At 72.8% G+C, this 22,706-nt stretch carries 24 protein-coding genes; 9 read left to right on the forward strand and 15 right to left on the reverse strand.

Annotated elements, in window-relative coordinates; all coding sequences use genetic code 11:
- Positions 1-613 precede the first annotated feature (613 nt).
- From DLJ58_RS07485 to DLJ58_RS07515, 7 genes are all read right to left on the reverse strand, one after another.
- A complete protein-coding gene (locus tag DLJ58_RS07485) occupies positions 614-1,411 on the reverse strand; it encodes an isocitrate lyase/PEP mutase family protein (RefSeq protein ID WP_124854473.1) in 798 nt (265 codons plus the stop codon).
- Positions 1,412-1,418: 7 nt separating this feature from the next.
- The gene (locus tag DLJ58_RS07490; RefSeq protein ID WP_244218830.1) at positions 1,419-2,441 is read right to left on the reverse strand and encodes a cytochrome P450; all 1,023 of its coding nucleotides are present in this window, start codon (positions 2,439-2,441) and stop codon (positions 1,419-1,421) included.
- Between the two features lie 73 nt (positions 2,442-2,514).
- A complete protein-coding gene (locus tag DLJ58_RS07495) occupies positions 2,515-3,258 on the reverse strand; it encodes an ArsR/SmtB family transcription factor (protein ID WP_124854474.1) in 744 nt (247 codons plus the stop codon).
- 102 nt (positions 3,259-3,360) lie between these two features.
- Entirely contained in the window at positions 3,361-3,879 is a 519-nt protein-coding gene (locus tag DLJ58_RS07500; protein ID WP_124854475.1) for a 2'-5' RNA ligase family protein, read from the reverse strand.
- A 60-nt stretch (positions 3,880-3,939) separates the two neighbouring features.
- A complete protein-coding gene (locus DLJ58_RS07505) occupies positions 3,940-4,875 on the reverse strand; it encodes a low temperature requirement protein A (RefSeq protein ID WP_158629557.1) in 936 nt (311 codons plus the stop codon).
- Positions 4,876-4,914: 39 nt separating this feature from the next.
- Entirely contained in the window at positions 4,915-5,520 is a 606-nt protein-coding gene (locus DLJ58_RS07510; RefSeq protein WP_124854477.1) for a response regulator transcription factor, read from the reverse strand.
- Positions 5,517-6,671, reverse strand: coding sequence for a sensor histidine kinase (locus DLJ58_RS07515; RefSeq protein WP_124854478.1), 1,155 nt, complete (start codon positions 6,669-6,671; stop codon positions 5,517-5,519). Before DLJ58_RS07515 ends, DLJ58_RS07510 begins: the two co-directional genes overlap by 4 nt.
- 132 nt (positions 6,672-6,803) lie before the next feature.
- Between DLJ58_RS07515 and DLJ58_RS07520 the strand changes: the two genes are divergently transcribed.
- Positions 6,804-7,733, forward strand: coding sequence for a hypothetical protein (locus tag DLJ58_RS07520; protein WP_208740919.1), 930 nt, complete (start codon positions 6,804-6,806; stop codon positions 7,731-7,733).
- 105 nt (positions 7,734-7,838) lie between these two features.
- Entirely contained in the window at positions 7,839-9,584 is a 1,746-nt protein-coding gene (locus DLJ58_RS07525) for a DEAD/DEAH box helicase (RefSeq protein WP_244218831.1), read from the forward strand.
- A gap of 155 nt (positions 9,585-9,739) precedes the next feature.
- Here the strand turns inward: DLJ58_RS07525 and DLJ58_RS07530 are convergent, their stop codons facing one another.
- The 4 genes from DLJ58_RS07530 to DLJ58_RS07545 all read right to left on the reverse strand — a co-directional run bounded on the left by DLJ58_RS07530 (position 9,740) and on the right by DLJ58_RS07545 (position 14,428).
- The gene (locus DLJ58_RS07530) at positions 9,740-10,144 is read right to left on the reverse strand and encodes a DoxX family protein (RefSeq protein ID WP_124854479.1); all 405 of its coding nucleotides are present in this window, start codon (positions 10,142-10,144) and stop codon (positions 9,740-9,742) included.
- A 131-nt stretch (positions 10,145-10,275) separates the two neighbouring features.
- Positions 10,276-12,606, reverse strand: a complete 2,331-nt coding sequence (gene lon, locus DLJ58_RS07535) for an endopeptidase La (RefSeq protein ID WP_124854480.1) — start codon at positions 12,604-12,606, stop codon at positions 10,276-10,278.
- A gap of 136 nt (positions 12,607-12,742) precedes the next feature.
- Positions 12,743-13,612, reverse strand: a complete 870-nt coding sequence (locus DLJ58_RS07540) for a manganese catalase (RefSeq protein WP_124854481.1) — start codon at positions 13,610-13,612, stop codon at positions 12,743-12,745.
- Positions 13,613-13,696: 84 nt separating this feature from the next.
- Positions 13,697-14,428: a sensor histidine kinase gene (locus tag DLJ58_RS07545; RefSeq protein ID WP_124854482.1), complete on the reverse strand. Its 732-nt coding sequence runs from the start codon at positions 14,426-14,428 to the stop codon at positions 13,697-13,699.
- A gap of 83 nt (positions 14,429-14,511) precedes the next feature.
- Between DLJ58_RS07545 and DLJ58_RS07550 the strand changes: the two genes are divergently transcribed.
- The gene (locus DLJ58_RS07550) at positions 14,512-15,135 is read left to right on the forward strand and encodes a response regulator (RefSeq protein ID WP_244218832.1); all 624 of its coding nucleotides are present in this window, start codon (positions 14,512-14,514) and stop codon (positions 15,133-15,135) included.
- Positions 15,136-15,279: 144 nt separating this feature from the next.
- Entirely contained in the window at positions 15,280-15,627 is a 348-nt protein-coding gene (locus tag DLJ58_RS07555; RefSeq protein WP_091397759.1) for a histone-like nucleoid-structuring protein Lsr2, read from the forward strand.
- A 126-nt stretch (positions 15,628-15,753) separates the two neighbouring features.
- Here DLJ58_RS07555 and DLJ58_RS07560 read toward each other — a convergent pair whose 3' ends face one another.
- Both DLJ58_RS07560 and DLJ58_RS07565 read right to left on the reverse strand, forming a co-directional pair.
- Positions 15,754-16,719 (reverse strand): hypothetical protein, encoded by a 966-nt coding sequence (locus tag DLJ58_RS07560; RefSeq protein ID WP_341869897.1) that lies wholly within the window; start codon positions 16,717-16,719, stop codon positions 15,754-15,756.
- Between the two features lie 603 nt (positions 16,720-17,322).
- The gene (locus DLJ58_RS07565) at positions 17,323-18,198 is read right to left on the reverse strand and encodes a PDDEXK family nuclease (RefSeq protein WP_124854485.1); all 876 of its coding nucleotides are present in this window, start codon (positions 18,196-18,198) and stop codon (positions 17,323-17,325) included.
- 164 nt (positions 18,199-18,362) lie between these two features.
- Between DLJ58_RS07565 and DLJ58_RS33785 the strand changes: the two genes are divergently transcribed.
- From DLJ58_RS33785 to DLJ58_RS07585, 5 genes are read left to right on the forward strand one after another with little or no spacing between them, the layout of a single operon-like run.
- Positions 18,363-18,554, forward strand: a complete 192-nt coding sequence (locus tag DLJ58_RS33785; RefSeq protein WP_158629558.1) for a hypothetical protein — start codon at positions 18,363-18,365, stop codon at positions 18,552-18,554.
- The gene (locus tag DLJ58_RS33790) at positions 18,551-18,931 is read left to right on the forward strand and encodes an Asp23/Gls24 family envelope stress response protein (protein WP_158629559.1); all 381 of its coding nucleotides are present in this window, start codon (positions 18,551-18,553) and stop codon (positions 18,929-18,931) included. Before DLJ58_RS33785 ends, DLJ58_RS33790 begins: the two co-directional genes overlap by 4 nt.
- Position 18,932: 1 nt before the next feature.
- On the forward strand, positions 18,933-19,454 hold the full coding sequence (locus tag DLJ58_RS07575; RefSeq protein WP_124854487.1) for a DUF6286 domain-containing protein: 522 nt from the start codon (positions 18,933-18,935) through the stop codon (positions 19,452-19,454).
- The gene (locus tag DLJ58_RS07580; RefSeq protein WP_124854488.1) at positions 19,451-20,011 is read left to right on the forward strand and encodes a hypothetical protein; all 561 of its coding nucleotides are present in this window, start codon (positions 19,451-19,453) and stop codon (positions 20,009-20,011) included. Before DLJ58_RS07575 ends, DLJ58_RS07580 begins: the two co-directional genes overlap by 4 nt.
- Positions 20,012-20,067: 56 nt before the next feature.
- The gene (locus DLJ58_RS07585) at positions 20,068-20,793 is read left to right on the forward strand and encodes a helical backbone metal receptor (protein ID WP_124854489.1); all 726 of its coding nucleotides are present in this window, start codon (positions 20,068-20,070) and stop codon (positions 20,791-20,793) included.
- A 42-nt stretch (positions 20,794-20,835) separates the two neighbouring features.
- Here DLJ58_RS07585 and DLJ58_RS07590 read toward each other — a convergent pair whose 3' ends face one another.
- Positions 20,836-21,777, reverse strand: a complete 942-nt coding sequence (locus DLJ58_RS07590) for a TerC/Alx family metal homeostasis membrane protein (protein ID WP_244218833.1) — start codon at positions 21,775-21,777, stop codon at positions 20,836-20,838.
- Positions 21,778-21,959: 182 nt separating this feature from the next.
- Positions 21,960-22,649, reverse strand: coding sequence for a CBS domain-containing protein (locus tag DLJ58_RS07595; RefSeq protein ID WP_124854491.1), 690 nt, complete (start codon positions 22,647-22,649; stop codon positions 21,960-21,962).
- Positions 22,650-22,706 lie beyond the last annotated feature (57 nt).

Below are 22,706 nucleotides of genomic sequence, written 5' to 3' on the forward strand. Positions count from 1 at the left end.
GGGTCGCACCGGAGGGTCGGCGGCGGGCCGGAGCCGCAGGCGACGGAGGCGAACCGGGTTGCTGTCCCGGGCTACGGCTGGGCACTCGCATGACAGGTCCCTCTCTCCGGTCACGACACTGGGTGGTTCGCCCTGAAACACACCGTAATCATCGGGACCGGAACGGACCGAACAATCCTCCTATTTCCCCCCTAACGGAGCGTGGACGACGCAGGGGTGATCCTTGGGCCTGGCGCTTTGGAGCTGATGTCGCCAACGAATCAACGCCGCCGGCTTCGCAAGCGGAGCCGTGGTGCACACGAGCGGGCCCTGACGTCACACAGGCGGGCGTGACGTCACACAGGCGGGCCCGTCACACAGGCGGACACGTGATGTCGCAAACGATTCAGCTCCAAAGGCACCGACCAACACACCACCCACCGACGCCCGACGGACCGACGCCCGCCGGGCCGACGGCCGACGGACCGACGCCCGCCGGGCCGACGGCCGACGCCCGCCGACTTCCGGCCGGCCGGGCCGCATCGAGCGAGCCGAGCACAGCACCCGCCGACGGGCCGCCTGGGGCGGGCCAGGCCCTGCTCGGCAACCACCGCCGGAGCGCCGGCAACCACCGTCAGTCGCCGTCCATCGGCACCAGGGCCTGCACCTCGGCGTACGACGGCAGTCCCGTCGGTGTGGTGGGCCCGCCGTCGCGGACGGCGTCGGCGGCGGCGAGCGCGGCACCCAGCGCGGCCCGGAACAGCAGCGAGCCGGTGCTGACCCGGGCCACCCCGACGCCGCCCAACTCAGCCAGCCCTGGGCCGCCCGGCTGGTACAGCGCGTTAACCGGAGCGTCGATCCGCTCGGTGAGGACGCGCAGGGTGGCCAGGTCGACAGTCCCGGGCACGAAGATCCCGTCGGCACCGGCCACCCGGTAGGCACGAGCACGAGCGAGGGTCTGCGGCAGCGGGTCGTCCACCCCGAGCCACCAGGTGTCGGTGCGGGCGTTGATGAACAGCTCCGGTGCCGCCGCCTTCACGGCCACAATCTTGGCAACGGCGAGCTCGGTGTCGGCGAGGGTGCCATCGGCACGCCCGTCCTCCAGGTTGATCCCGACCACGCCAAGCCCGGCCAACTCCGCCACGTACTCGGCGACCTCCGCCGGGTCGTCACTGAAGCCACCTTCCACGTCAACGCTGAGCAGCATCGGCAGCCGAATCAGCCGGCGGGCCAGGGCGAGGGTCTCCCCCGCGGTGGCCGCAACGCCGTCGGGAAGGCCTGCGGTCGCGGCGACCCCGAGGCTGGTGGTGCCGATGGCCGGATGCCCACGCGCGGCGAGCGCCGCCGCCGAGGCGTGGTCCCACGCGTTGGGCAACAGCAGTGGGCGGCCGGCGTGATGCAGGGCGTGGAACGCGGCACGACGTTCGCTCATCGGACGTTCACCTCCAGACTCGTCGGTACCCGCAGGGTCGGGTGCGGCTCGTGGCACACGGGGTCGGATCACGCCGGCAGCGTTCCCGCAGCACGTCGAGCACCCCGCTGGCCAGCGCCAGGGCGTGCCGGTCACCGGGGCAACCCCGCTCCCCCGTGCCGAAGGTCAACAGCCCGGCACCGGGTCGACCGGGCTGGAACGCCGCGGGCTCGGTGAACGCCTGCGGGTCACGGTTGGCCGCGTCGAACCGCAGCAGCACGAGGCTCCCGGCCGGCAGATCCTGCCCGCCCAGCCGTACCTCGTGGACGGTGACCCGTCGGGTGGCCCGGACCGGTGGGTCGAGGCGCAGCACCTCGGCCAGCAGGTCGGCGGTCCGTGCCGTGGCCGGAGGTCGCGGGGCGGCCGGTGGCAGCAGGTGATGGGTGGCGGCGCCGATCAGGCCGGCGGTCGCGTCGCACGCCTGGACCAGCAGACCGATCAGGTTCGCCCGTACCTCCGGCGGGCCCTGCGGCGCGAGCGCCAGCAGCGCCGTCACCGCCCGGTCGGCCCGCGCGGTCAAGGCCGGGTCCACCCCCGGGTGGTACGCCGCCGCGACGACCGCGACCGCCGTCCCGGCGGCTGCCGGATCCGCGAAACCGAGGCGATCGGCCAACGCCCGTAGCGGAACCGGCCGGGCCAGTTCCCGCATCACGTCGACGCGGTCGCCGGCGCGGTCGAGAACGGCAACGGTCAGCCGTGCCGCGTCCTGTCGCAGGTCGTCCGGGTCCAGCCCGGCCAGCGCGCTCACCGCGACCGCCCGACGCTCGGCGTGCCGTCGCGGTGGACTGAACCGGCTGACCGTGGCGCGCAGCCAGGCGAGGGTGCCGGGCGGACCGGTGTCGACGGCCGGCACCTGGAACGCCGGGTCGGTCAGTGCCGCGCGCACGTCGGCGTGCCGGGTCACCCACCAACCGCGTTCCGGTTCGAACGAGGGCGGCCCGCACGCCGGTGTTCCCGGGGCGGACGCAATGAGCGGCCAGTTGTCAGTCACCGCCCGACCGTAGGGCCCGAACCGTTCGCCGTACACCGAACGATCCCGCCGCGGTCACCTAGCTGCTCGCCGGTCAGGCGCGGCCGCTCGTGGGTGGCGGGGCTGCCGGCGGGTCGAGGGTGTGTTCGGGGATGGACAGTGCCGCGGCCAGGCCGGGGCGGCCGGTCGGAGTGAGACGGACGGCGCGGCCGGTGCCCGGGCTGATCCAGCCCAGGTCGGTGAAGCGATGGCAGAGTGCCGCGCCGAGCGCTCCGGCCAGGTGTGGGCGGCGTTCGGTCCAGTCCAGGCAGTCGCGGACCACCGGGCGGCGGGCGGCGCGCAGCACCTGCACGGGTACGCCCAACCCGGCCACCCAGGCCCACCCGTCGGGCGTCAGTGCCAACCCGCTGGACCGGTCGAGCCGGCGCTCGGCCAGCAGCGCGTCGTACATCAGCACGCCCAGCCGCCCCGCGAGGTGGTCGTAGCAGGTCCGGGCGTACGCCAGGGAGGCGGTGGCGGTCGTCGCGCGCAGCGACCCGGTCGGGGTGGGCGTGGCCGGGGCCTGCCCGGCCAGGTCCTCGATCAGCTGAGCCACCGACGGCCCGGCCAGTCGCAGGTAACGGTGCCGGCCCTGCCGTTCCTCGACGAGCAGCCCACCGCGGACGAGTCGGGTGAGGTGGTCGCTGGCCGTCGACGGGGCGACACCGGCGCGCCGGGCCAGCTCGCCGGCGGTCCACGCCCGCCCGTCGAGCAGCGCCAGGCACATCCCGGCGCGGGTGCCGTCGGCCAGCAGGGCCGCCAGCTCGGCCATCCCCCGGCCGTCGGTGCCAACGCTCATCGCCCCAGTCTAGGAAGGCCGCACACCTGATCCGCCGTCGAGTCCCTCGGTGGACGAGACACCCAGCAGGACCCGCTCGTCGGTGGGGCGGGCCGACAGCGTTCAGCGGAGCCGGGTCAGCGCGGTCACCGAGCGGTCCGTGCCGTCGTAGCTGCGGGCGGCGTCGAAGTCGCCCGTCGGGCGCTGCCCACCGGCGACGGCACGAGCCGCCCGCAGGTCGGCGTTGCGGAACCGCAGGGCCAGGCTCAGGTGCGGCACCCACGCGTCGGGCGCATGCCACGGGCGATGTCCGTCGGCCTCGGCGAGAACGTCCCAGACGGCGGCGTGCAGCGCGGTCAGCGCCGGAGTGGGTCGGACGAGCCAGACCAGTGGGGCGCTGCCGTCGAGCACGACGACCCGGTCGAGCGTCACCGGCACCGGCAGCGCGGCGTCGAACAGGTCGGCCAGGTGGTGCTCGACCCCCGGCGGGAACTCGTCGACGGCGGCGAGGGTGAGGTGCGGCCGGTTGGTCGGGTGGATGTTGCGGGCCAGGCTGGGCAACCCGGCGGCGGCCAGCCGACCCCAGACCGCCCGGACCGCGACCTCCAGGCCGGGCGAGCAGACAAGTTCCACCGTACGCACGCGCCCACGCTAGCCGGGCGGTCCACGCCACCCCCACGGATCGGAACCGCGCCACACCCTTCAGGCCGGGTGGCGGCGGGGAGCGTCCCCGGCCGACGCCGGGTTGACCTCACCCGCGATCCGGGCGCGGTGGGTCAGGTCGAAGATGGCGACGACGGTGATGGTGGCCGCGCCCAGCAGGCCCACCGCCAGCGGCGGGAGTCGTGCCGCGACCGGGCTGAGGATCAGGCACGCCACCACGGCCGCGAGGCAGTGCCTCGTCAGGCGGCCGAACACCCAGATCTCGAAGATCATCCGCCCGATGAGGAAGGTCAGCGGCCCGACCAGGATCGCCACGACGTTGCCGGCCGACCGCTGCGCGTCGGGCTCCTTCAGCATCAGCTCGCCTCCGATGCCGGTGAGCAGGATGCCCGCCACCATCACCAGGTGGGTGTAGCTCGCCCGCAGGTTGAGCCGGTACGGATCCACTGCGGTGTCGATCTTCACGGCGAGGCTGCTCGTGGTGCGATAGAAGTAGGTCCACCAGAGGAAGACCACCGTCCAGAAGGTGAGCAGAAATGCGGTGGTGTCCGTCAGGTCCCGCGTCGACAGCCGGTAGAAGTTGCCGGTGGCCAGGATCGTCTCGCCGAGGGCCAGGATGATGAACTGCCGGTACCGCTCGTTCAGGTGTTCGCCCGAGAGGTGCCACTCGTTGGCCCGCGCCCGGCCGAGCCGCGGTACCGGCCACCCCAGGACCGGCCCCGAGTAGTCGATCGCCAGCGCGCATGCCCACAGCAGGACTCGGGCTTCGCCGCCACTGGCCGCCGCCCCGGCGAACCAGACCGTCGCGGACAGCAGATACCAGACGATTCCCCGTACCGGCCGACGCCAGGCCGGGGTGCCCCGCAGGTAGAGGGCCATGACCAAGGTCCGGCCGAGGTGGATCCCGAGGTACGCGCTCACGAAGACGAAGCCCTGGTCACCGAAGGCGTCCGAGAGTGTTGGTCCGTCCCTCACGCTTCGGCCCTCAGCGAGACGCGCCACCGGTGTCGACGGTCAGAGCCAGCCGTTGTCCCGGGCGGTGCGCACCGCCTCGGCCCGGTCGGCGGCACCGAGCTTCTGCACGGCGGCGGAGAGGTGGTTGCGCACGGTTCCGGTGGACAGGTGCACCCGACGGGCGATCACCGCAACCGGAGCACCCACCTCCACCAGCCGTAGCGTCTCCAGTTCCCGAGGGGTCAGCGGGCACGGGGGCAGGGTCAACGCGTCGGCGGCCAACGAAGGGTCGACGTAGCGACCTCCGGCGTGCACCCGGCGGATGACGTCGGCGAGCGCCGCACCCGGCGAGCCCTTGGGCAGGAACCCCCGGGCGCCGGCGGTCAGCGCCTGGCGCAGGTGCCCGGGACGACCGTGGCCGGTCAGCACGACCACCGCGCAGTCGGGTCGGACCCGGGTCAGCTCGGCGGCTACCGCGATGCCGTCCAGGCCGGGCATCTCCAGGTCCACCACGGCCACGTCCGGACGGTGCGCCAGCGCCGCGGTGACGGCTGTCTTCCCGTCGGCGGCGTGCGCCACCACCTCGATGTCCGGTTCCAGGCCGAGCAGCGCGGCGACGGCGACCCGGATCAGGTCCTCGTCGTCGGCGAGCAGGACGCGGATCACGACGGCGCCGGCACTGTGGCTTCGAGGGTGAAGATCGCGTCCTCCCGGCGTACCCGCAACTCGCCCCCGGCAGCGGCGAGCCGGTCGGCCAGCCCGCGCAGGCCGTGGCTGTGCGCGTCCGGGCCGCGGTCGTCGGCGCCGTCGTTGGCCACCGTCATCCTGGCCACGTCATCCTCCCGATCGATGCGGATCCGGCACCAGTCGGCCCGGCTGTGCCGCAGCACGTTGGTGCTCGCCTCGCGCAACACCGCCGCCAGCTCGATGGCGGCGGGCTGCGGCAGGTCCGCCGGCAGTGGCAGAACCGTGCACCGCACCCCGCAGGAGCGCAGCACCCCCACCACCGCGGTGAGCTGTTCGTCGAGGTCGACGGCCCGATAGCCGTGCACGGTCTCCCGTACCTCGCTCAGCGCGGAGGCGGCCAACCGTTGCACCTCGGCGGCTTCCCTCCCGGCCCGTTCCGGGTCGACCGGGGCGAGCCGGGCGGCGAGTTCGGCCTTCAACGCGATCACCGTGAGACGGTGCCCCAGGACGTCGTGCACGTCGCGGGCGAAGCGCAGCCGCTCCTCGGCGGCGGCCAGCCGCGCCTGGGCGGCCTGGCCCTGCCGGGCCTCCACGAGCAGGTCCCAGAACCAGACCTGGAACCCGTTGAAGGCGGCAACTGCCGCGCCGATCCCACCGGTCACGGCGAGGTGGCGCGGAACGGAACCGCCGGTCCACCAGGCCACCACGACCGCCACCGCCAGGACGCCGACCGCGACCGCCAGCCCGGCCCGCCACCGCACCAGCAGCGGCGTCATGCCGATCAGCGCCGCACCGAGCCAGGCCCAGGTCGGCCACCTGCCGGCCGCCACCGGACCCACCAGCGGAACGGTCAGCACCGCCACCCCGACCAGGCTCAGCTCGGCCCGACGTCGCCAGCGCGGCTCGAGCCACGGCGTCACGGCCGCGTACAGCACGACGGTCTGGGCGATCACGAAGGCGAGGATGCCGACCGCGCCGAGTGTCACCCGGCCCGGGTCGGGCTCGCGGGTCAGGCCGACCGCCGGTAGCAGGATGCTCGTCCAGACGCCGGTGGCCAGCGACACCAGCGTCGCCCGCCGGGCGCGACGCAGCCGGCGGTCCGCCCGGGTAGTCACCGCCTCGCTCGCCACGCGCCGATCCTAGGACCGTCCCCGGCACGGTCCACCCCTGCGAACTGTCACGGTTGGACCGTGCGGTCCGCACGGTTTTCCGGTGACGAACGGGTCTGCCGGTCACACGGGGGGCACCGGCAGGGTCGAGGCATGGAAAACACCCGGATGTACGCGGACAGCCTCACCGCCGTACCGTCGCCCGCGCCCCTGCCCACCGACGAGCCGACCTCCTCGGCCCCGACACCGACCACGGCGGCACCGACCGCCGCGGCACCGGCCAGCAGCAGGCGGAGGTTGCTGTGGCATCTGGGCGAGATGGCCCTGGCGATGGTCGCCGGGATGCTGCTGCTCGCGCCGTTGTGGGAGCTGGCCGGCACCGCTCTGGGCATCGGCGACGCGCTGGCCCGGCCGGAGGTCGCCGTCCTGGTGATGGCCACGAACATGACCGTCGGGATGACGGTGGGGATGCGCTACCGGGCGCACGGCTGGCACGCGGTCGGCGAGATGGCCGCCGCGATGTACGTCCCGTTCCTGCTGCTGCTCGTGCCGTTTCGGGCCGGCCTGATCGACGCCGACGCGCTGATGCTCGGCGGTCACCTGCTGATGATCCCCGCGATGGTGCTGGTGGCTCTCCGGCACCGGCACGAAGCGCCGGCACCGGTACGCCGACACCGGGTCGTGGTGGCGCTCGCCCACCGCTGGCCGACCGGGCTGGCGCTGCTGATGACCGTCGACATGTGGGTCGACCCGAGCGTGCTCAGCCCGTGGACGATGCTGGTGCTGGCCGGCGGCTATCTGGTGATCGGCGTGGTCCGTGGCACGCTGCACGGGCCGGGGGTGCTCGCCACCCAACTGGCCGGCCTGGTCGGCTGGGTTGCCCTGACGCTGGTCGCGGTCGCTGCCGGCGGGCGGACGGCCGAGTGGCTGGTGGCGTTCGGTTGGCTGGCGCATGCCGGCTGGGACCTGGTCCACCACCGCAGCGGCCGGGTGGTGCCGCGCGGCTACGCGGAGTGGTGCGGCGTGCTCGACGCGGCATTCGCGGGAATCATGATCCTGGCAATCCTGACCACCAACGCCTGATCGAAGCCGCCGTCGGGGTCGCGGAACAGCCGCAGCACGGGCTCGGGGACAGCTCTTGTGGCGGTCGGCGCAGCGGCTCCGACGGCGTAATGAAAGGCTTGGCACATGAGTTCCGCACCTGCACAGCACGACGCACCGATTGACGCACCGATCGACGCCACCCCCGACGGCACCGACGAGGTGAGCGCCTTCACCGAGCTCGGGCTCCGCGCCGAGCTGCTGGGCGCGCTCGCCGCCCTCGGGTACGAGGAGCCGACCCCCATCCAGCGCGAGGCTATCCCACCGCTGCTGGAGGGTCGGGACCTGCTGGGTCAGGCGGCCACCGGCACCGGCAAGACGGCTGCGTTCGCGCTGCCGCTGCTGAACCTCATGGCGGCACACCGTCAGGGCGGCGACCCGGTGGCGCTGGTGCTGGTGCCGACCCGGGAGCTGGCGGTACAGGTCTCCGAGGCCTTCCACCGCTACGGCAAGGACCTGGGGGCGCGGGTGCTGCCGATCTACGGTGGGCAGCCGATCGGGCGGCAGTTGCGGGCACTGGACAGCGGTGTCGACGTGGTGGTGGCCACCCCGGGCCGTGCCCTCGATCACATCGCCCGGGGCACCCTGCGCCTCGGTGGGTTGGCCACGGTGGTGCTCGACGAGGCCGACGAGATGCTCGACATGGGCTTCGCCGAGGACATCGAGGCGATCCTGGAGCACGCGCCGACGCAGCGTCAGACGGTGCTCTTCTCGGCCACCATGCCGTCGCGCATCGACGGGATGGCCCGCCAGCACCTGCGCGAACCGGTGCGCATCGAGATCGGCCGGGAGCAGCAGGTCGCGGGTGAGGCGCCCCGGGTGCGGCAGAGCGCGTACATCGTGACCCGGGCGCACAAGCCGGCCGCGCTGGGCCGGGTCTTGGACGTGGAGTCCCCGACCGCGGCGATCGTGTTCTGCCGCAGCCGGGAAGAGGTCGACCGGTTGACCGAGACGATGAACGGTCGGGGCTACCGCTCCGAGGCGCTGCACGGCGGCATGAGCCAGGAGCAGCGCGATCGGGTCATGGGTCGGCTGCGGGCAGGCACCGCCGACCTGCTGGTGGCCACCGACGTGGCGGCCCGTGGGCTGGACGTCGAGCAGCTGACCCACGTGGTCAACTACGACGTGCCGTCCGCCCCCGAGTCGTACGTGCACCGGATCGGTCGGGTGGGTCGGGCTGGCCGCGAGGGCGTGGCGATCACCCTCGCCGAGCCGCGTGAGCACCGGATGCTCAAGACCATCGAGCGGGTGACCGGCCAGCGGATCACCATCGACAAGATCCCCACCGTGGCCGACATGCGCACCCGGCGGCTGGAGCTGACCCAGGCGGCCCTGCGGGAGAGCCTGCTGGAGGACGACCTCGACCCGTTCCGGGTGATCGTGGAGACGCTGACCGACGAGTTCGACCTGATGGAGGTCGCCCTCGCCGCCGTGAAGCTGGCCCACGAGGTGACGTCGCCGGGCTCCGACGACGAGGAGGAGATCCCGCAGGCTCCGGTCCGTGGGCCGCGCGAGGGTCGCCCGGAGGCCGGCGGCCGGGGCGGCGACCGGCGGGGCGGGGGCCGGCCACGCTCCGGCGGCGGCAACACCGTCCAGGTCTTCGTCGGCCTGGGTCGACGCGCCGGGGTGCGCCCGCAGGATCTGGTCGGCGCGATCACCGGGGAGACCGGCATCCGCGGTCGGGACATCGGCTCGATCGAGATCGCCGACCGGTTCTCACTGGTGGAGGTGCCGCAGGGGGTGGCCGATGAGGTCATCTCCGGGTTGCGCTCCAGCACGATCAAGGGCCGCAAGGCCACCGTGCGCCGCGACCGCGGCGGCGACGAGCGCTGAGCACGCCGTCGGCGACCGCCGGAGCACGACGGTCGCCGACGCCACTGCCCGGCGAGGCGGCGGGAGAAACGAGAGCACCCGCCGCCCGCGTCGAAGAGCAGGCGCTGTCCAGCAGCCGTATCTACTGTGCATCGTCGCGTGCTGGCCGACGCGGATCAGAGGGCGTACGGGCCGAAACGGCCCCAGGCCACCACTGCGGCGAGGACGAGCAGCACCGCGCAGGTGACCGCGCCCTGGATCTCGGTGCGACGCCCGTCCGGGGAGGTCTGCTGCTCGCGGGCACGCAGGTGCACCAGGATGCCGCCGATCATGACGATGACCAGCCCGACGGCGGCGAGTGGGGTGAGCACTGTGGCGATGCCGGTGGCGGCGGGCAGCACGAGCCCGGCGGCGGCCAGCAGCTCGACCGCGCCGAGCGACTTGACCTGCGACGGCGGCACCGGGTCCACCCACCGCATGACGTCGCGCAACTTCTCCTTGGGCTGGCTCAGCTTGGCCAGCCCAACGCCGGCGAAGACGGCGGCGAGCAGGATCTGAATGATCCAGAGCACCACGTTCACGGGGGTTCCTCCAGGGGGCCGCCTCGCGGCGGAGAGGTGGTTGACGGTGCAGACGAGACAGTAGACCGTCCCCCGCGTACCGAAAGGGCCCCCGCCGTCGGAAGACGGCGGGGGCCCGCATGGTCGGAGCGTCAGACCGCGAAGAGCGCCGGACCGTCCAGCGTCTTCACGTCGGCCGGACGCAACGCCAGGGCGAGCACGTCGGCCACGTCGGCCAGGGTGTGCACGGTCAGCGCCTCGCGCACCTCGGTCGGCAGGTCGTCCAGGTCGGGCTCGTTGCGCGCCGGGATGATCACCTCGGTGAGGCCGGCCCGGTGCGCGGCGAGCAGCTTCTGCTTCACCCCACCGATCGGCAGCACCCGACCGGAGAGCGTCACCTCGCCGGTCATCCCGAACTCTGGGCGGACCGGGCGACCGGTGACCAGCGACGCCAGGGCCGTGACCATGGTGATGCCGGCGCTCGGACCGTCCTTGGGCACCGCGCCCGCCGGGAAGTGGACGTGGATCCGGCGTCCCGCGAGAGCGTTCGGGTCGATGCCGAACCGCCGCCCGTTGGAGCGCAGGTAGGAGAGCGCGATCTGCGCCGACTCCTTCATCACGTCACCGAGCTGGCCGGTCAGGGTCAGCCCCGGCTCGCCCTCCATGCTGGTCGCCTCGATGAAGAGCACGTCCCCACCGGCACCGGTGACGGCCAGGCCGGTGGCCACGCCGGGCACGGCGGTGCGCTCGGCCGATTCCGGGGTGAACTTCGGCCGACCCAGGTAGCCGGCGAGGTTGTCGGTGCCGACGCGTACCGGCGTCGGGTCCGTCGCCAGCGTCACCGCCACCTTGCGCAGGATCTTGGCCAGGGCACGCTCGAGCTGCCGGACACCGGCCTCCCGGGTGTACTCCCCCGCGATCAGCGCGAGAGCCTCATCGGCGACGCTGACCTCGTCGACGGTCAGCCCGGCCCGCTCCCGCTGCCGGGGCAGCAGGTGGTCGCGGGCGATGGCGACCTTCTCGTCCTCGGTGTACCCGTCCAGGGTGACCAGCTCCATCCGGTCCAGCAGGGGGCCGGGGATGGACTCCACCACGTTGGCGGTGGCCAGGAAGAGCACGTCGGACAGGTCGAGGTCGACCTCCAGGTAGTGATCCCGGAAGGTGTGGTTCTGGGCCGGGTCGAGCACCTCCAGCAGGGCGGCGGCCGGGTCACCGGCGTAGCCGGCGGCCAGCTTGTCCACCTCGTCGAGGAGCACGACCGGGTTCATCGAACCGGCCTCGCGCAGCGCGCGGACGATCCGACCGGGCAGCGCCCCCACGTAGGTGCGTCGGTGCCCGCGGATCTCCGCCTCGTCGCGGACGCCGCCGAGCGACACCCGGACGAAGTTACGCCCGAGCGCCCGCGCCACGGACTCGCCGAGGCTGGTCTTACCCACCCCGGGAGGACCGGCGAGGGCGAGCACCGCGCCGGAGCCGCGTCCGCCGACCACACCGAGGTTGCGCTCGGCACGCCGGTTGCGCACCGCCAGGTACTCCAGGATGCGGTCCTTCACGTCGGACAAGCCGGCGTGGTCGGCGTCGAGCACCGCCCGGGCCGCGGCCAGGTCGGTGTTGTCCTCGGTACGCGTGCCCCACGGCATTTCGAGGACGGTGTCCAGCCAGGTACGGATCCAGCCCGCCTCCGGGGAGGCGTCGCTGGCCCGCTCCAGCTTGCCGACCTCGCGCATGGCCGCCTCGCGCACCTTCTCCGGCAGCTCGGCGGACTCGACGCGGGACCGGTAGTCGGCGGAGCCGTCCGGCTCGTCCTCGCCCAGCTCCTTGCGGATCGCGGCGAGTTGCTGGCGCAGCAGGAACTCGCGCTGGGACTTCTCCAGCCCCTCGCGGACGTCACTGTTGATCTGCTCGGTGACCTCCTGCTCGGCCAGGTAGTCCTTCACCCAGCCGACCAGCAACTCCAGCCGGGCGGTGACGTCCGGCGCGGCCAGCAGTTCGGTCTTCTGCTCCAGGGTCAGCCAGGGCGCGTAGCCGGCCGAGTCGGCCAGCTCGGAGAGGTCGGTCATCCGCTCCACCGCGTCGATGACCTGCCAGGCGCCCCGCTGCTGGAGCACGGATGTCACCAGGGCGCGGTACTCGCGGGCGAGTTCCCGGGCCCGACCGGCGTAGGCGGGTTCGTCGAGTTCGGTCGCCTCGACCCAGAGGGCGGCACCGGGGCCGGGCACGCCGGAGCCGATCCGGGCCCGGGACAGGCCACGGATGACGGCGGCGGGCTCACCCTCGGGCAGCCGGCCGACCTTCTCGATGGTGGCGACCACGCCCACCGGGCCGTACTCGCCGTCGATGCGCGGCACTGCCAGCAGCTTGCGGTCGCCGGTCGCACGCGCCGCGTCGATCGCGGCCTGGGTGGTGGGGTCGAGGGTCACCGGGATGACCATGCCGGGCAGCAGTACGGCGTCGGTCAGCGGAAGTACCGGAAGAGTTGCCATCGAACACCTCGCGTTGAGTTGAGCGTGTCTCACTCAAGTAACAAAGCGTTCCCCTTGTTCCGATCTGTGACCCAGGCCACTCTTCCGGTTGGTCCGTCGAGCCGCCCGGGACCGGCGGGCGACCCGACGAGGCGCCTCAGGTGAGCTTGCTCTTCACCGTGTTCACCACCGAGCCGGCCACCCCCGGGTTGGTGCCGTACAGGCGGGGGTCACCAGGGGGCAGCACCGGCTCCGGCGCGTTCGCCCGCGGGTTGTCGTCGTACCGGAACTCGCCCTTGCCGTCCGGCGAGGGCCCGGATGCCCAGCGCCCCCGGGCGGCGTCGGTGCCCGAGGAGAAACCCAGGTAGGTGTAGCCGTACTCCTCGGTGAACTCGCCCGAGTCCGGGAACGCCTCGGGCACCGGCATGTCCTCCAGCCCGTCCTCCTTGAGCTGCTCGATCGCCGCCAGCCACATGTTCTGGTGCATCGTGTCGCGGGCCAGCAGGAAGCGAAGCATCTGCTTGACGCCCGGGTCGTCGGTCATGTGGAACAACCGGGCGACCTGGAGCCGACCCTGCGCCTCGGAGGTGACGTTGAGCTGGAAATCGGCCAACAGGTTGCCGCTGGCGGTGATGAACGCGCCGTTCCACGGCACCCCGTTGGAGTCGGCGGGCAGGGCGCCACCACCACCGTGGATGAAGTGCGCCGGGTTCTCGCCGGCGTAGGTCGCGGCACCTCCGGGGTCCTCCGCGATCCCCTCGGTCAGCGACAGCGGCGCGTTGTCCAGCAGTCGGGTGATCATCGTGACGATCATCTCGACGTGGCCCATCTCCTCCGTGCCGACGTCGAGCAGCAGGTCCTTGTACTTGCCGGGCAGTCGGCAGTTCCAACCCTGGAAGAGATACTGGTTGGCGACCGTCATCTCGCCCCACTTGCCGCCCAACACCTCCTGCAAACGGCGGGCGAACGCCGCGTCCGGGCCGTCCGGCTTGGCTTCGAACTGCAGATCCTTGACGTGTCGGAACATCCAACCTCCTCGGTACCGGAAAACAGGTAGCGAGGCCGTTCCCACCCCGATGACCCGAGCGGGCCAACCGGTGTCCCGCCCGGGTCAGCGCACCGGGCGAGCCATCGGCAGCAGCACCTCCAGCGCCACTCCACGGGGCCGTAGCCGGTGCGCCCGCAACGCTCCTCCGTCCGTCGCGACGAGCTGTCGCGCGATCCACAGGCCCAGACCGGACATCCCGACGGCCGGCGCCGGACGCCGTAGCGCGACCAGCAGCGCATCGCCGACCCGGCCCTCGTCGGTGACGAGGATGCTCAGGCTGGAGCCGCGCACTGTGGCGTAGAGCCCGACGTGTCCGTCCGGCGGCCCGTGCCGCAACGCGTTCTGCACCAGGTTGACCAGTACCTGTCGGGTTCGTCCGGCCGGCACCGGGCAGGAGGCCGCCCGCCGGGTGGCCCGCGCCCGCCGACGGCCGACCGGCACCAGCGCGGCGGCCTCCCGCAGGATGCCCGCCAGCGCGACGGCCGGCTCCGGCTGCGGAGCCGGCGTCAGCACGCCGGTGCCTGCGGTCGCGTCGCGCAGGAGGCTCTGCAGGTGGGCGGCCTGGTCGCGGGCCAGCTCACTGAGCGCCCGCCGGTCGTCCCCGGTCAGCTCGCGACGCTCGTCGGCCAGCGCGCGGGTCAGCGACGTCAGGGTGCTGATCGGCGTACGGAACTCGTGGCACAAAACCCGCAGCAGCAACTCCGAATCGGCCACCGTCGGCCGTCGCTCGTCTGGTGTCGGCTCAATGGGGTGCAACCCTCGCAGCAGGTCCCGCAAACCATGCCGTACGCGCATCCACCCGACTCCTCTCGTTCGGTGCGAACCCGCATGATCGGTACCCGCTGGGGAACGGCGCAGACATGCCGGGAGCCTCCACCTTGCGACTCGTCGTCGTGGACGATCACCCGCTTTTCGTCCGCGGCCTGGAGTTACTGCTCCCGATCACCACCAACGGCCGCGCCGAGGTGGTCGCCTCGACCGGCGACGCCGCCGCGGCGGCGGCCCTGGTCAGCAACCACTGCCCCGACCTGGCCCTTGTCGACCTGCACATGCCGCCGCCCGGCGGCATCCGGGCGGTGGCCGCGATCCGGCGGACCACCCCACGGGTACGGGTGGTCGCGATGTCCGGTTCCGCCGAGCCCGGGCCAGCGGTCGAGGCGCTGCGAGCCGGCGCCGAGGGGTTCCTGCCCAAGACCAGCGAACCGGAGGAGCTGCTGCCCCCACTGCTGGCCATCCTCGACGGCTGGGCGGTGCTGCCGGCCGAACTGCTGCGCACCATGCTGCGACCCACGCGCTTCGCGGCCGTCGACCTGGACGGCGAGGAACGGCGGCTGCTGCGGGCGATCGCCGCCGGCCGCAGCACCGTCGACATCGCCGAAGAACTGCACGTCTCCGAACGGACGGTGAAACGGATGACCGCCGCGTTGCTGCGCAAGTTGCGGGTCTCGAACCGGGCCGAGGCGGCTGCCCTCGCCGGTCACAGCGGCATCCTCGGGGAATGAAGCCTCGACACCGAACCGATTCACGGTTTTGCTCGGTAACGGAATCGCGACGCGCCGAATGAATGGAAGGCATATTGTTGCGGATTACCGGGGTGATAGGTCAGACTTTGGACACATCCCGCCGCACACAGGGAGTAATCGGCAATGGCGAGAAAAGTAATCACGGTCCTGACCGACGACCTCGACGGTGGGAAGGCCGACCGGACGGTTGAGTTCAGTCTCGACGGCGTGGCCTACACGATCGATGTCTCCGACGAGAATGCCGGCGTCCTGCGCAAGGCGCTCGATCCGTACATCAATGCGGGTCGGCGGATCGGGCGCGGTCCGGTGGAGAGCACCCGTTCAGTCCGGCGACCGGGGCGACCCGCCGGCGCGGGAATGGATCGGGAGCAGAACCGGGCCATCCGGGAATGGGCCGTCAAGAACGGCTACAAGATTTCCGAGCGGGGCCGGATCCCGGTTGAGGTCGTCGAGGCGTACAAGAGCCGCTGACGCGACTCGACGGGGCCCCGCCGGAAACGGCGGGGCCCCGTCGTTTGTCCGGGCACCGGAAACGAAGCGGCGGCCGGCCACCCCGGGTTGTCGCCCCGGGTGGCCGGCCGCCGTTGGTACGTCAGCTCAGTTGACGTCGATGCGCACCGAGTCGAAGGCGGGGGTCTGGTTGGCCCGCTCCATCATCGGCAGGCGGTGCGAGCCGTCACCGGCCCAGACGGAGCACTGGGCGGTACCGGACTGCGGCAGGCCCGGAATCTGGATCGTCACCTCGTCGGGCTGGGCGCCACCGCGGCCGTCCTCGGTCGCGACGAAGAACGCGGGCACCTCCTGCGGCTCCGGCGGAGCGGTCAGGCTGTTCAGCATCCGGCAGGCGGTGTGGAAGTGACCGCGGACCAGGCCCTGGTCGTTGAGGAGCGAGCTCTCCACGTAGTAGCCACCCTGACCGGCGGCCAGGAAACGGTCCCGGACCAGGTTGCGGGTGCTGACCCGCAGGGTGAAGGGCTGGTTCTGGCCGACCTGGTCGGGGAACTGGGTGATCAGCAGCGACGGGTTGTTGGCCGCCGCGCCGACCTCACCGAACTCGGTGCTCACACAACGGTTGCCGTTCTGGAAACCGTTGTGCGGCTGGAGCTGGCTCTCGTCGCAGTCGTTGGCGAGCACTCCGAGCCCGGCGCCGGGAGCGGTGCCACCACCAGGGGTCGTGGTGGGTGAGCTGCCGCCACCGTTGTTGCCGCCACCAGGGGTCGTGGTGGGTGAGGTGCCGCCGCCGTTGTTGCCACCCGTGCCGCCGGTGGGCTGCACCTGGCACTCGGCGAGCTGCGCGAGGCCCTGCGGCCGAGGTCCGACCCGGTCGATGGCGGTCGTGATCCGGTCCAGCACGGCGCGGCGCTTGCCGGCCAACGGCTGGAGGATCGCGCTGCGGATGAACGCCTCACCCTTGTTGCCCTCGGCGGCGAGGCGGCGGTCCGCCTCGGCGATCTGGGTCTGCAACTGGGCGAGGTTGCGGTCCACCTCGGCCCGCGCCCGGTTCGGCACCTGCGGCAGTTTGGCCGCCACATCCGGACAGGCGATGGCCGTACCGGTGCCCACCGTGCCGTCCTTGCCGTCCTCGCACTCGGGGACCGACTGTTGTCCGTCACCCCAGTGATTACGTACCCACCGACCGTTCTGCCAGGTCCGGGTGGTCGAGCCGCCGCCGGTCGGCGCGGTCGCGCCTGGGCTCGGCTCCACGCACTGCCCGGAAGCCGGACGTGGCTTATTTGTCCGCCGGTCCTGGGCCGACGAAATCTGAGTCACGGCGACAACTCCGCCGAAGACCGCGAGCGTGCCGACAACTGCCAGCAGACGCTTGCTCCGCGCGTTGCCGGAAGGCCGGCGCGCCCGAGTGGACCTGCGCATCGAATTGCTCTCCTTCTCGATCCGGTAGTGGATTTCTGCCCTCGGCGGACCGACGGATGTGAGGTGGCACGCCGCGGTGGCGACCCACCGTGGCCTACCCGGTAATGCGTCGATGGCCGACGATGCCCTTTCCGCACCGTCTCCCGCGCCCGGTGGACGCGGATGGGGAGATCCTGTTCATTCGCGCAGGAGTACGGGGCTGCGGCCGGGAAGGTTCAACAGACGCACAGGAAATTGCCGCGACCCGACACGGAGCCGGTGCGGAGCAGGGATCAGCAGGTGAAACGGCGCTGGTCAGTCGGCGCAGAGGTGGTCGAAGGCGAAACCGCCGACCAGTTCGTGGCGACGCTGGCTCAGCGCGGCGATCCGGGCGGTCCACTCGCCGCGCGGCAGCAGGTCGGCCACGGCGTTCTCCCGTAGGCGTTCCCCCACCGCGACGGCGGCGAGATCCTCGGCCAGCCGGGCCGCGTCGATGCCACAGGAGAAACGGTGTTCGGTCACCGAGACCTGCTCGATGAGGCACGCGTCGGGGCGTACCTGCACCCAGCTCCACCCCTGTGCCGGCCCGTCCACCCAGCGGACGTGCAGCCCTCGCACGATCGGGTCGGCCACCTGCCCGGCCACGTACGCCTCGACCGCCGCCGCGCGGGTCAGCGCGCCGAGGTCGTTGACCGGCCCGGTACGCCCGTCCGGCAGCCGGCCCAGGATGTCCCGGAAACCCACCGGCGCCGGTTCGGTCCCGGCGGCGGTGGCCCCGCCCGCGGCGTAGGCGCGCGCGTCGATCACGTACTCGACCAGGCGGCGGCCATGCTCGGCGGCGCTCAACGTGGGCGTACCGATCCGCAGAACGGGCAGGCCGACGGCCGCGCTCACCGCGTCCGTGAGTCGCTCCACGCGCTGCTCCGCCGAGCCGGGAGACGGCACCGGGCCGATCTGGACGGCGACGACCGGACGGCCGGTGTCGGCGGCGTAGACCACGAAGTCGAAGCTGGCGCGGCTCGCCGAGGTCCACTGGCTGCCAGTGACACCGGGTGGGCGGCCCTGGACCAGATCAGTGAGCCGGCGTGCCGCCAGGACCCGGTGGCCGGCGCGGCTGAGCAGCGCGTCGCGTCCCGCCTCGGCGGGCATCGCCCGCAGCCAACCGGGGTCGTCGCTCCCGATGCTCGTCATCTGCCTGATCCATCCGCCGGTCGGTCGAGCCGGGCCGAGTCTAGGTGGTCGATCATGGGCCACCGACTTACGATGTGACGCGGATCACAGCAGCGCCGACGTTCCAGGAATGGCCGCCGGGTGTATCCAGCGACCGCCGGTACCGGACCGGCCCGGAGGTGACCATGTCGCGACAGCAGTTCGGCTTCCTCGCCGGGTTCCTCGCCGTGGCGGTCTGGGCGCTCGCCGGCGCCGGCGTGGCCGCCCTGGCCGTGCTCGCCGGCCTGCTCGGCTGGCTGGTCGTCCGGGTGCTCGACGGCGACCTCGCGGTGACCGGTCTCGGCGACCGCCGCGCCGACGCTCGGCGGCGCCGGTGACCACCCGCCCGTCCGCGGGGACGAACCCCGGCACCGGTCTGGCTGCCGGGACGACCGGCCCGGAGCGCCGCCCGGGCGACACCGCGGACGTCGCGCGGATCGCGGTGCAGGCGGCCAGCCTCGTGCCGGGCGTGTCCGTCGTCCGCCCGGCGGCGGTCCGCCTGGATGACCAATCCGTCGGACTCGACCTGCACCTGATCACCTGGTACGGGCACAGCGTGCCGACGATCGCCGAAACGGTCCGGGCGGTGGTCACCGACCAGGTTGCCGCCCAGACCGGGCTCAGCGTGGCGGTGGTGACCGTCACCGTGGACGACCTGCTCGTCCCCGGCGTCGACTCCTCCGGCGTCGGCACCGCCACACCGGAGGACGGCTGAGATGCGTACGGCCAACCGGGTCGCCTCGTTGCTGCTGGCCACCGCCCTGCTTCTCGGTGGCGCCGCGGCGGCCGTCCAGGCGTTGCTGCTCACCCTGCACCGACCGACACCGTTCGACACCAGCGGCTGGCTCGACGCGCTGAGCGGCACCCGGTGGCGCGACCCCACCGTCCGGGCCGTGGCCGGCGGGGCTCTCCTGCTGGGCCTGGCCATCCTCGTCGCCCAGTTGCGCCGTTGGACGCCGGTCCGCCTGCGCGCCGACGAGCGCGATGGCTGGTACCTGCACCGGCGCTGTGTGGAACGGCGGCTCGCCGACGCCGCCAGCGCGGTGCCGGGCGTCCGCCGCGCCCGGGTCCGGGTCCGACGGCGCGGTGGCCAGTGGCGCCCCCGGGTCCGCGCGACCGGCGACCCGGCGGCCCGGGCGGAGATCGAGTTCGCCGTGCACCAGGAGTTGCGCCACCTCACCGCACCCCGCCCCGCCCGGATCGACGTCCGGCTGCTGCCTCGGCGACGGCCGGCGTGAGCAACGCCGGGCACCGACTGCTGTGGACCGTCATCGCGCTGCTGCTGGTCGCGGGCGGCGCCGGGGCGCTGACTGCCAGCCTCGGTACGTTGCCCGGCGCTGACCCGGCGGCGGTGCTGCTCAGCGCCGAACTGGTCGACCGGTGGCGGAGGGCCGCGCCGTGGAGCACCCTGGCCGCGGCCGTCGCCGGAGCACTGTTCGCGCTGGCCGGGCAACGCCTGCTGGCCCGGGAGCTGCGGGGCCCGGACGGCACGCTGCGCGGCACCCTGAGCCACCCCGGACGCCGGCCGGGCCGGACCCGGCTGGCCACCGACGTTCTCGCCGACGCGCTGGCCCGCGACCTGACCGGCAACCCCGGGGTACGCCGGGCCCGGGTGGTGCTCACCGGCGCGCCACCGCACCCCGACGTGTGGATCCGGGTGGACCTCACCGCCGACGCGCCGACCGCCGGCGTACGCGAGCACGTACGCGCCGCGGTCCGCCGATTCGCGGCGACGACCGACTGCCAGCCCGCGCACCTCGACGTGACCGCCCGCATCGAGGCGAGCCACCCCTGACCCGACGCCGACCCGAGAGGCATGATCGGTGTCGGCGGCGAACAGGAGGTACGCGGGTGCGGGTGGTGTCGCTGGTGCCGTCCCTGACCGAGGCGGTGGCGCTGACCCTGCCGGGAGCGCTGGTCGGAGCCACCGACTGGTGCAGCCACCCGGCCGGGCTCGACGTGGCCCGGGTCGGCGGCAGCAAGTACCCCGATCTGGACCGGGTGCGCGCACTGCGTCCGGACGTGGTGCTGCTGAACGTTGAGGAGAACCGCCGGGCCGACGCGGAGGCGTTACAGGCGGCCGGCGTACCGGTGCGGGTCACCTGTCCGCGGACCGTTTCGGGCGCGTTGGCCGAGCTGGGCGACCTGCTGACCGAACTGGGTGCGCCGACGGAGCCGGCCTGGCTGCGGGACGCCCGGCGGGCGTGGGCCACACCACCCCGGCTGACGACGACCCGTCGCGCGGTGGTGCCGGTCTGGCGTCGGCCGTGGGTGGTGCTCGGCGGCGACACGTTCGCCGGTGACGTGCTGCGCCGCCTCGGCGTGGTCAACGCCTACGACGAGCACCCCGAACGCTATCCCCGCCCGACCCTGGCCGAACTACGCGAACGAGAGCCCGACCTGGTGGTGCTGCCCGACGAGCCGTACCGGTTCACCGCCGACGACGGGCCGGAGGCGTTTCCCGGCGTACCGTGCGCCCTGCTCTCCGGGCGGCACCTCACCTGGTACGGCCCGTCCCTGGCCGAGGCGCCCGCGTTGCTCGCCGACCAGCTGTCCCGGCCGGTGCTGGTCGGCTGACCCCGGCCAGCGGCCCGGCGGCTCAACCAGCGGCCCGGCGGCTCAGCCGTCGGTTCGGCGGAGGGCGGCCAGGGTGCTGGCGCCGATGGAGACCGTCAGGGTCAGCAGCACCACGGCCAGGGTCAACCAGACCGGCAGCTTGCCCACCGGCGTCTCGGCGAGAATCAGCTTCAGCCCGGCGAAGGCCAGTAGCAGCGCCAACCCGTACCGCAGGTAGCCGAAGTGGCGCAGCAGGCCAGCGAGGCAGAAGTAGAGGCTGCGCAGCCCCAGGACGGCGAACGCGGTGGCCGTCCAGACCAGGAAGGTGTTCGTGGTGATGGCAAGGATCGCCGCCACCGAGTCAATGGCGAAGACCACGTCGGTGGCCTCGATGGCGACGAGCGCGACCAGCAGCAACGTCGCCACCCGACGGCCGGCCACCCGGGCGGTGAACCGGTCGCCGTGGTAGCGGGCGTCGGTGGGCACCAGCCGCCGGAACAGCCGGACCACGACGTTGCGTTCCGGGTCGACGTCCGGCTTTCCGCGTACGGCCAGCCGCCAGCCTGTCCAGATCAGGAACGCGCCCAGCACGAACCCGGCCCAGGCGAGCCGGTCCAGCAACTCGGCACCGGCGAAGATGAACAGCAGCCGGAAGACGAGTGCCCCCACGACACCCCAGAACAGCACCTTGTGCTGATAGCCCGGCGGCACCTGGAAGTAGCCGAAGAGCAGCGCGAAGACGAAAACGTTGTCCACCGAGAGCGCCTTCTCCAGCAGGTAGCCGGAGAAGTACGCGATGGCCGGGTCACCGCCGAGGCCCCACCAGACGACCAACCCGAACAGCAGACCGGCGCCGATCCAGACGGCGCTCCACAGCAGCGCCTCGCGGAGCTCGATGACGTGGTTGTCCCGGTGCAGGAGCACATCCACGGCGAGCAGCACCGCGATCACCGCGCCGACCGCCGCCCAGGCCCACAGCGGGACCGCGACCGTCGCCTCAGCCACCGACGCCCTCCGCATCGATCACCGCGCACCGCCCGTCAACCAGGCCGGCCGGCCTTTTCCGAGCTTAGGTGAACGCCCGACCCGGCATCGGACGGTCGACCGAAGTCGGGTCGGGCACCACTACGGCGACCTGGCGGTCCCCAGGGGCGACGGCTGAGGCTCTGGGCGGGCGCCGCCCCTGCTCAGGCGACCGGCATCACCTGGCGGGGGTCGGAGATCGTGTCGTCGGCGTCGTAGGCGATCGCGTTGGTCACCCGCACGACACCACTGACCTGCCCCGCGAGTCGACCGGCGAGGTCGACGGCGGAGCGGCGGTCCAGCCGACCGGCCAGAGTCACGTCACCGTGGCGGACCTCGACCGTGACCAGTCCATCCCGCACCGCGAGCACCCGGCGCAGTACCTCCTGGACCACGTCCTCCCGAATCTCGGCGTCCGAGCGCAGGTGCACCCGCAGCAGGTCGGCACGACTGACGATCCCGACCAGCCGGCCCAGGTCGTCCAGCACGGGCAGCCGTTTGACCTGCTCCCGGTCCATCAGCCGGGCAGCGGCGGACAGCATCGCCTCCGGATCGGTGGTGACCGCCGGCGCGGTCATCAGGTCGCCGGCCAGCAGGGCGGCACTCTTGCCACGGGCACCGCGCCGACGGCGGCTCTCGAAGACCCGTCGCAGCGCCGGATCACCGGCGCGCTCGACCCGGTGCAGCAGATCAGCCTCGGACACCACCCCCAGCACCCGGTGGAAGTCGTCGATCACCGGCACCGCGCTGACACCGCGGCGCAACAGCACATCGACGATCTCCCGGTACGGGGTCTCGGCCACCACGGTCTCGACCTCCCGGGTCATCACGTCACCCACCTGCCAGGTCCTCATCACGGCCTCCCTCTCCTGGTCCATCTCGGACGCTACGACCGAGCGCCGACGGTCGTC

The sequence above is a fragment of the Micromonospora arida genome (assembly GCF_003857035.1).
GTDB classification, from domain to species: Bacteria; Actinomycetota; Actinomycetes; order Mycobacteriales; family Micromonosporaceae; genus Micromonospora; species Micromonospora arida.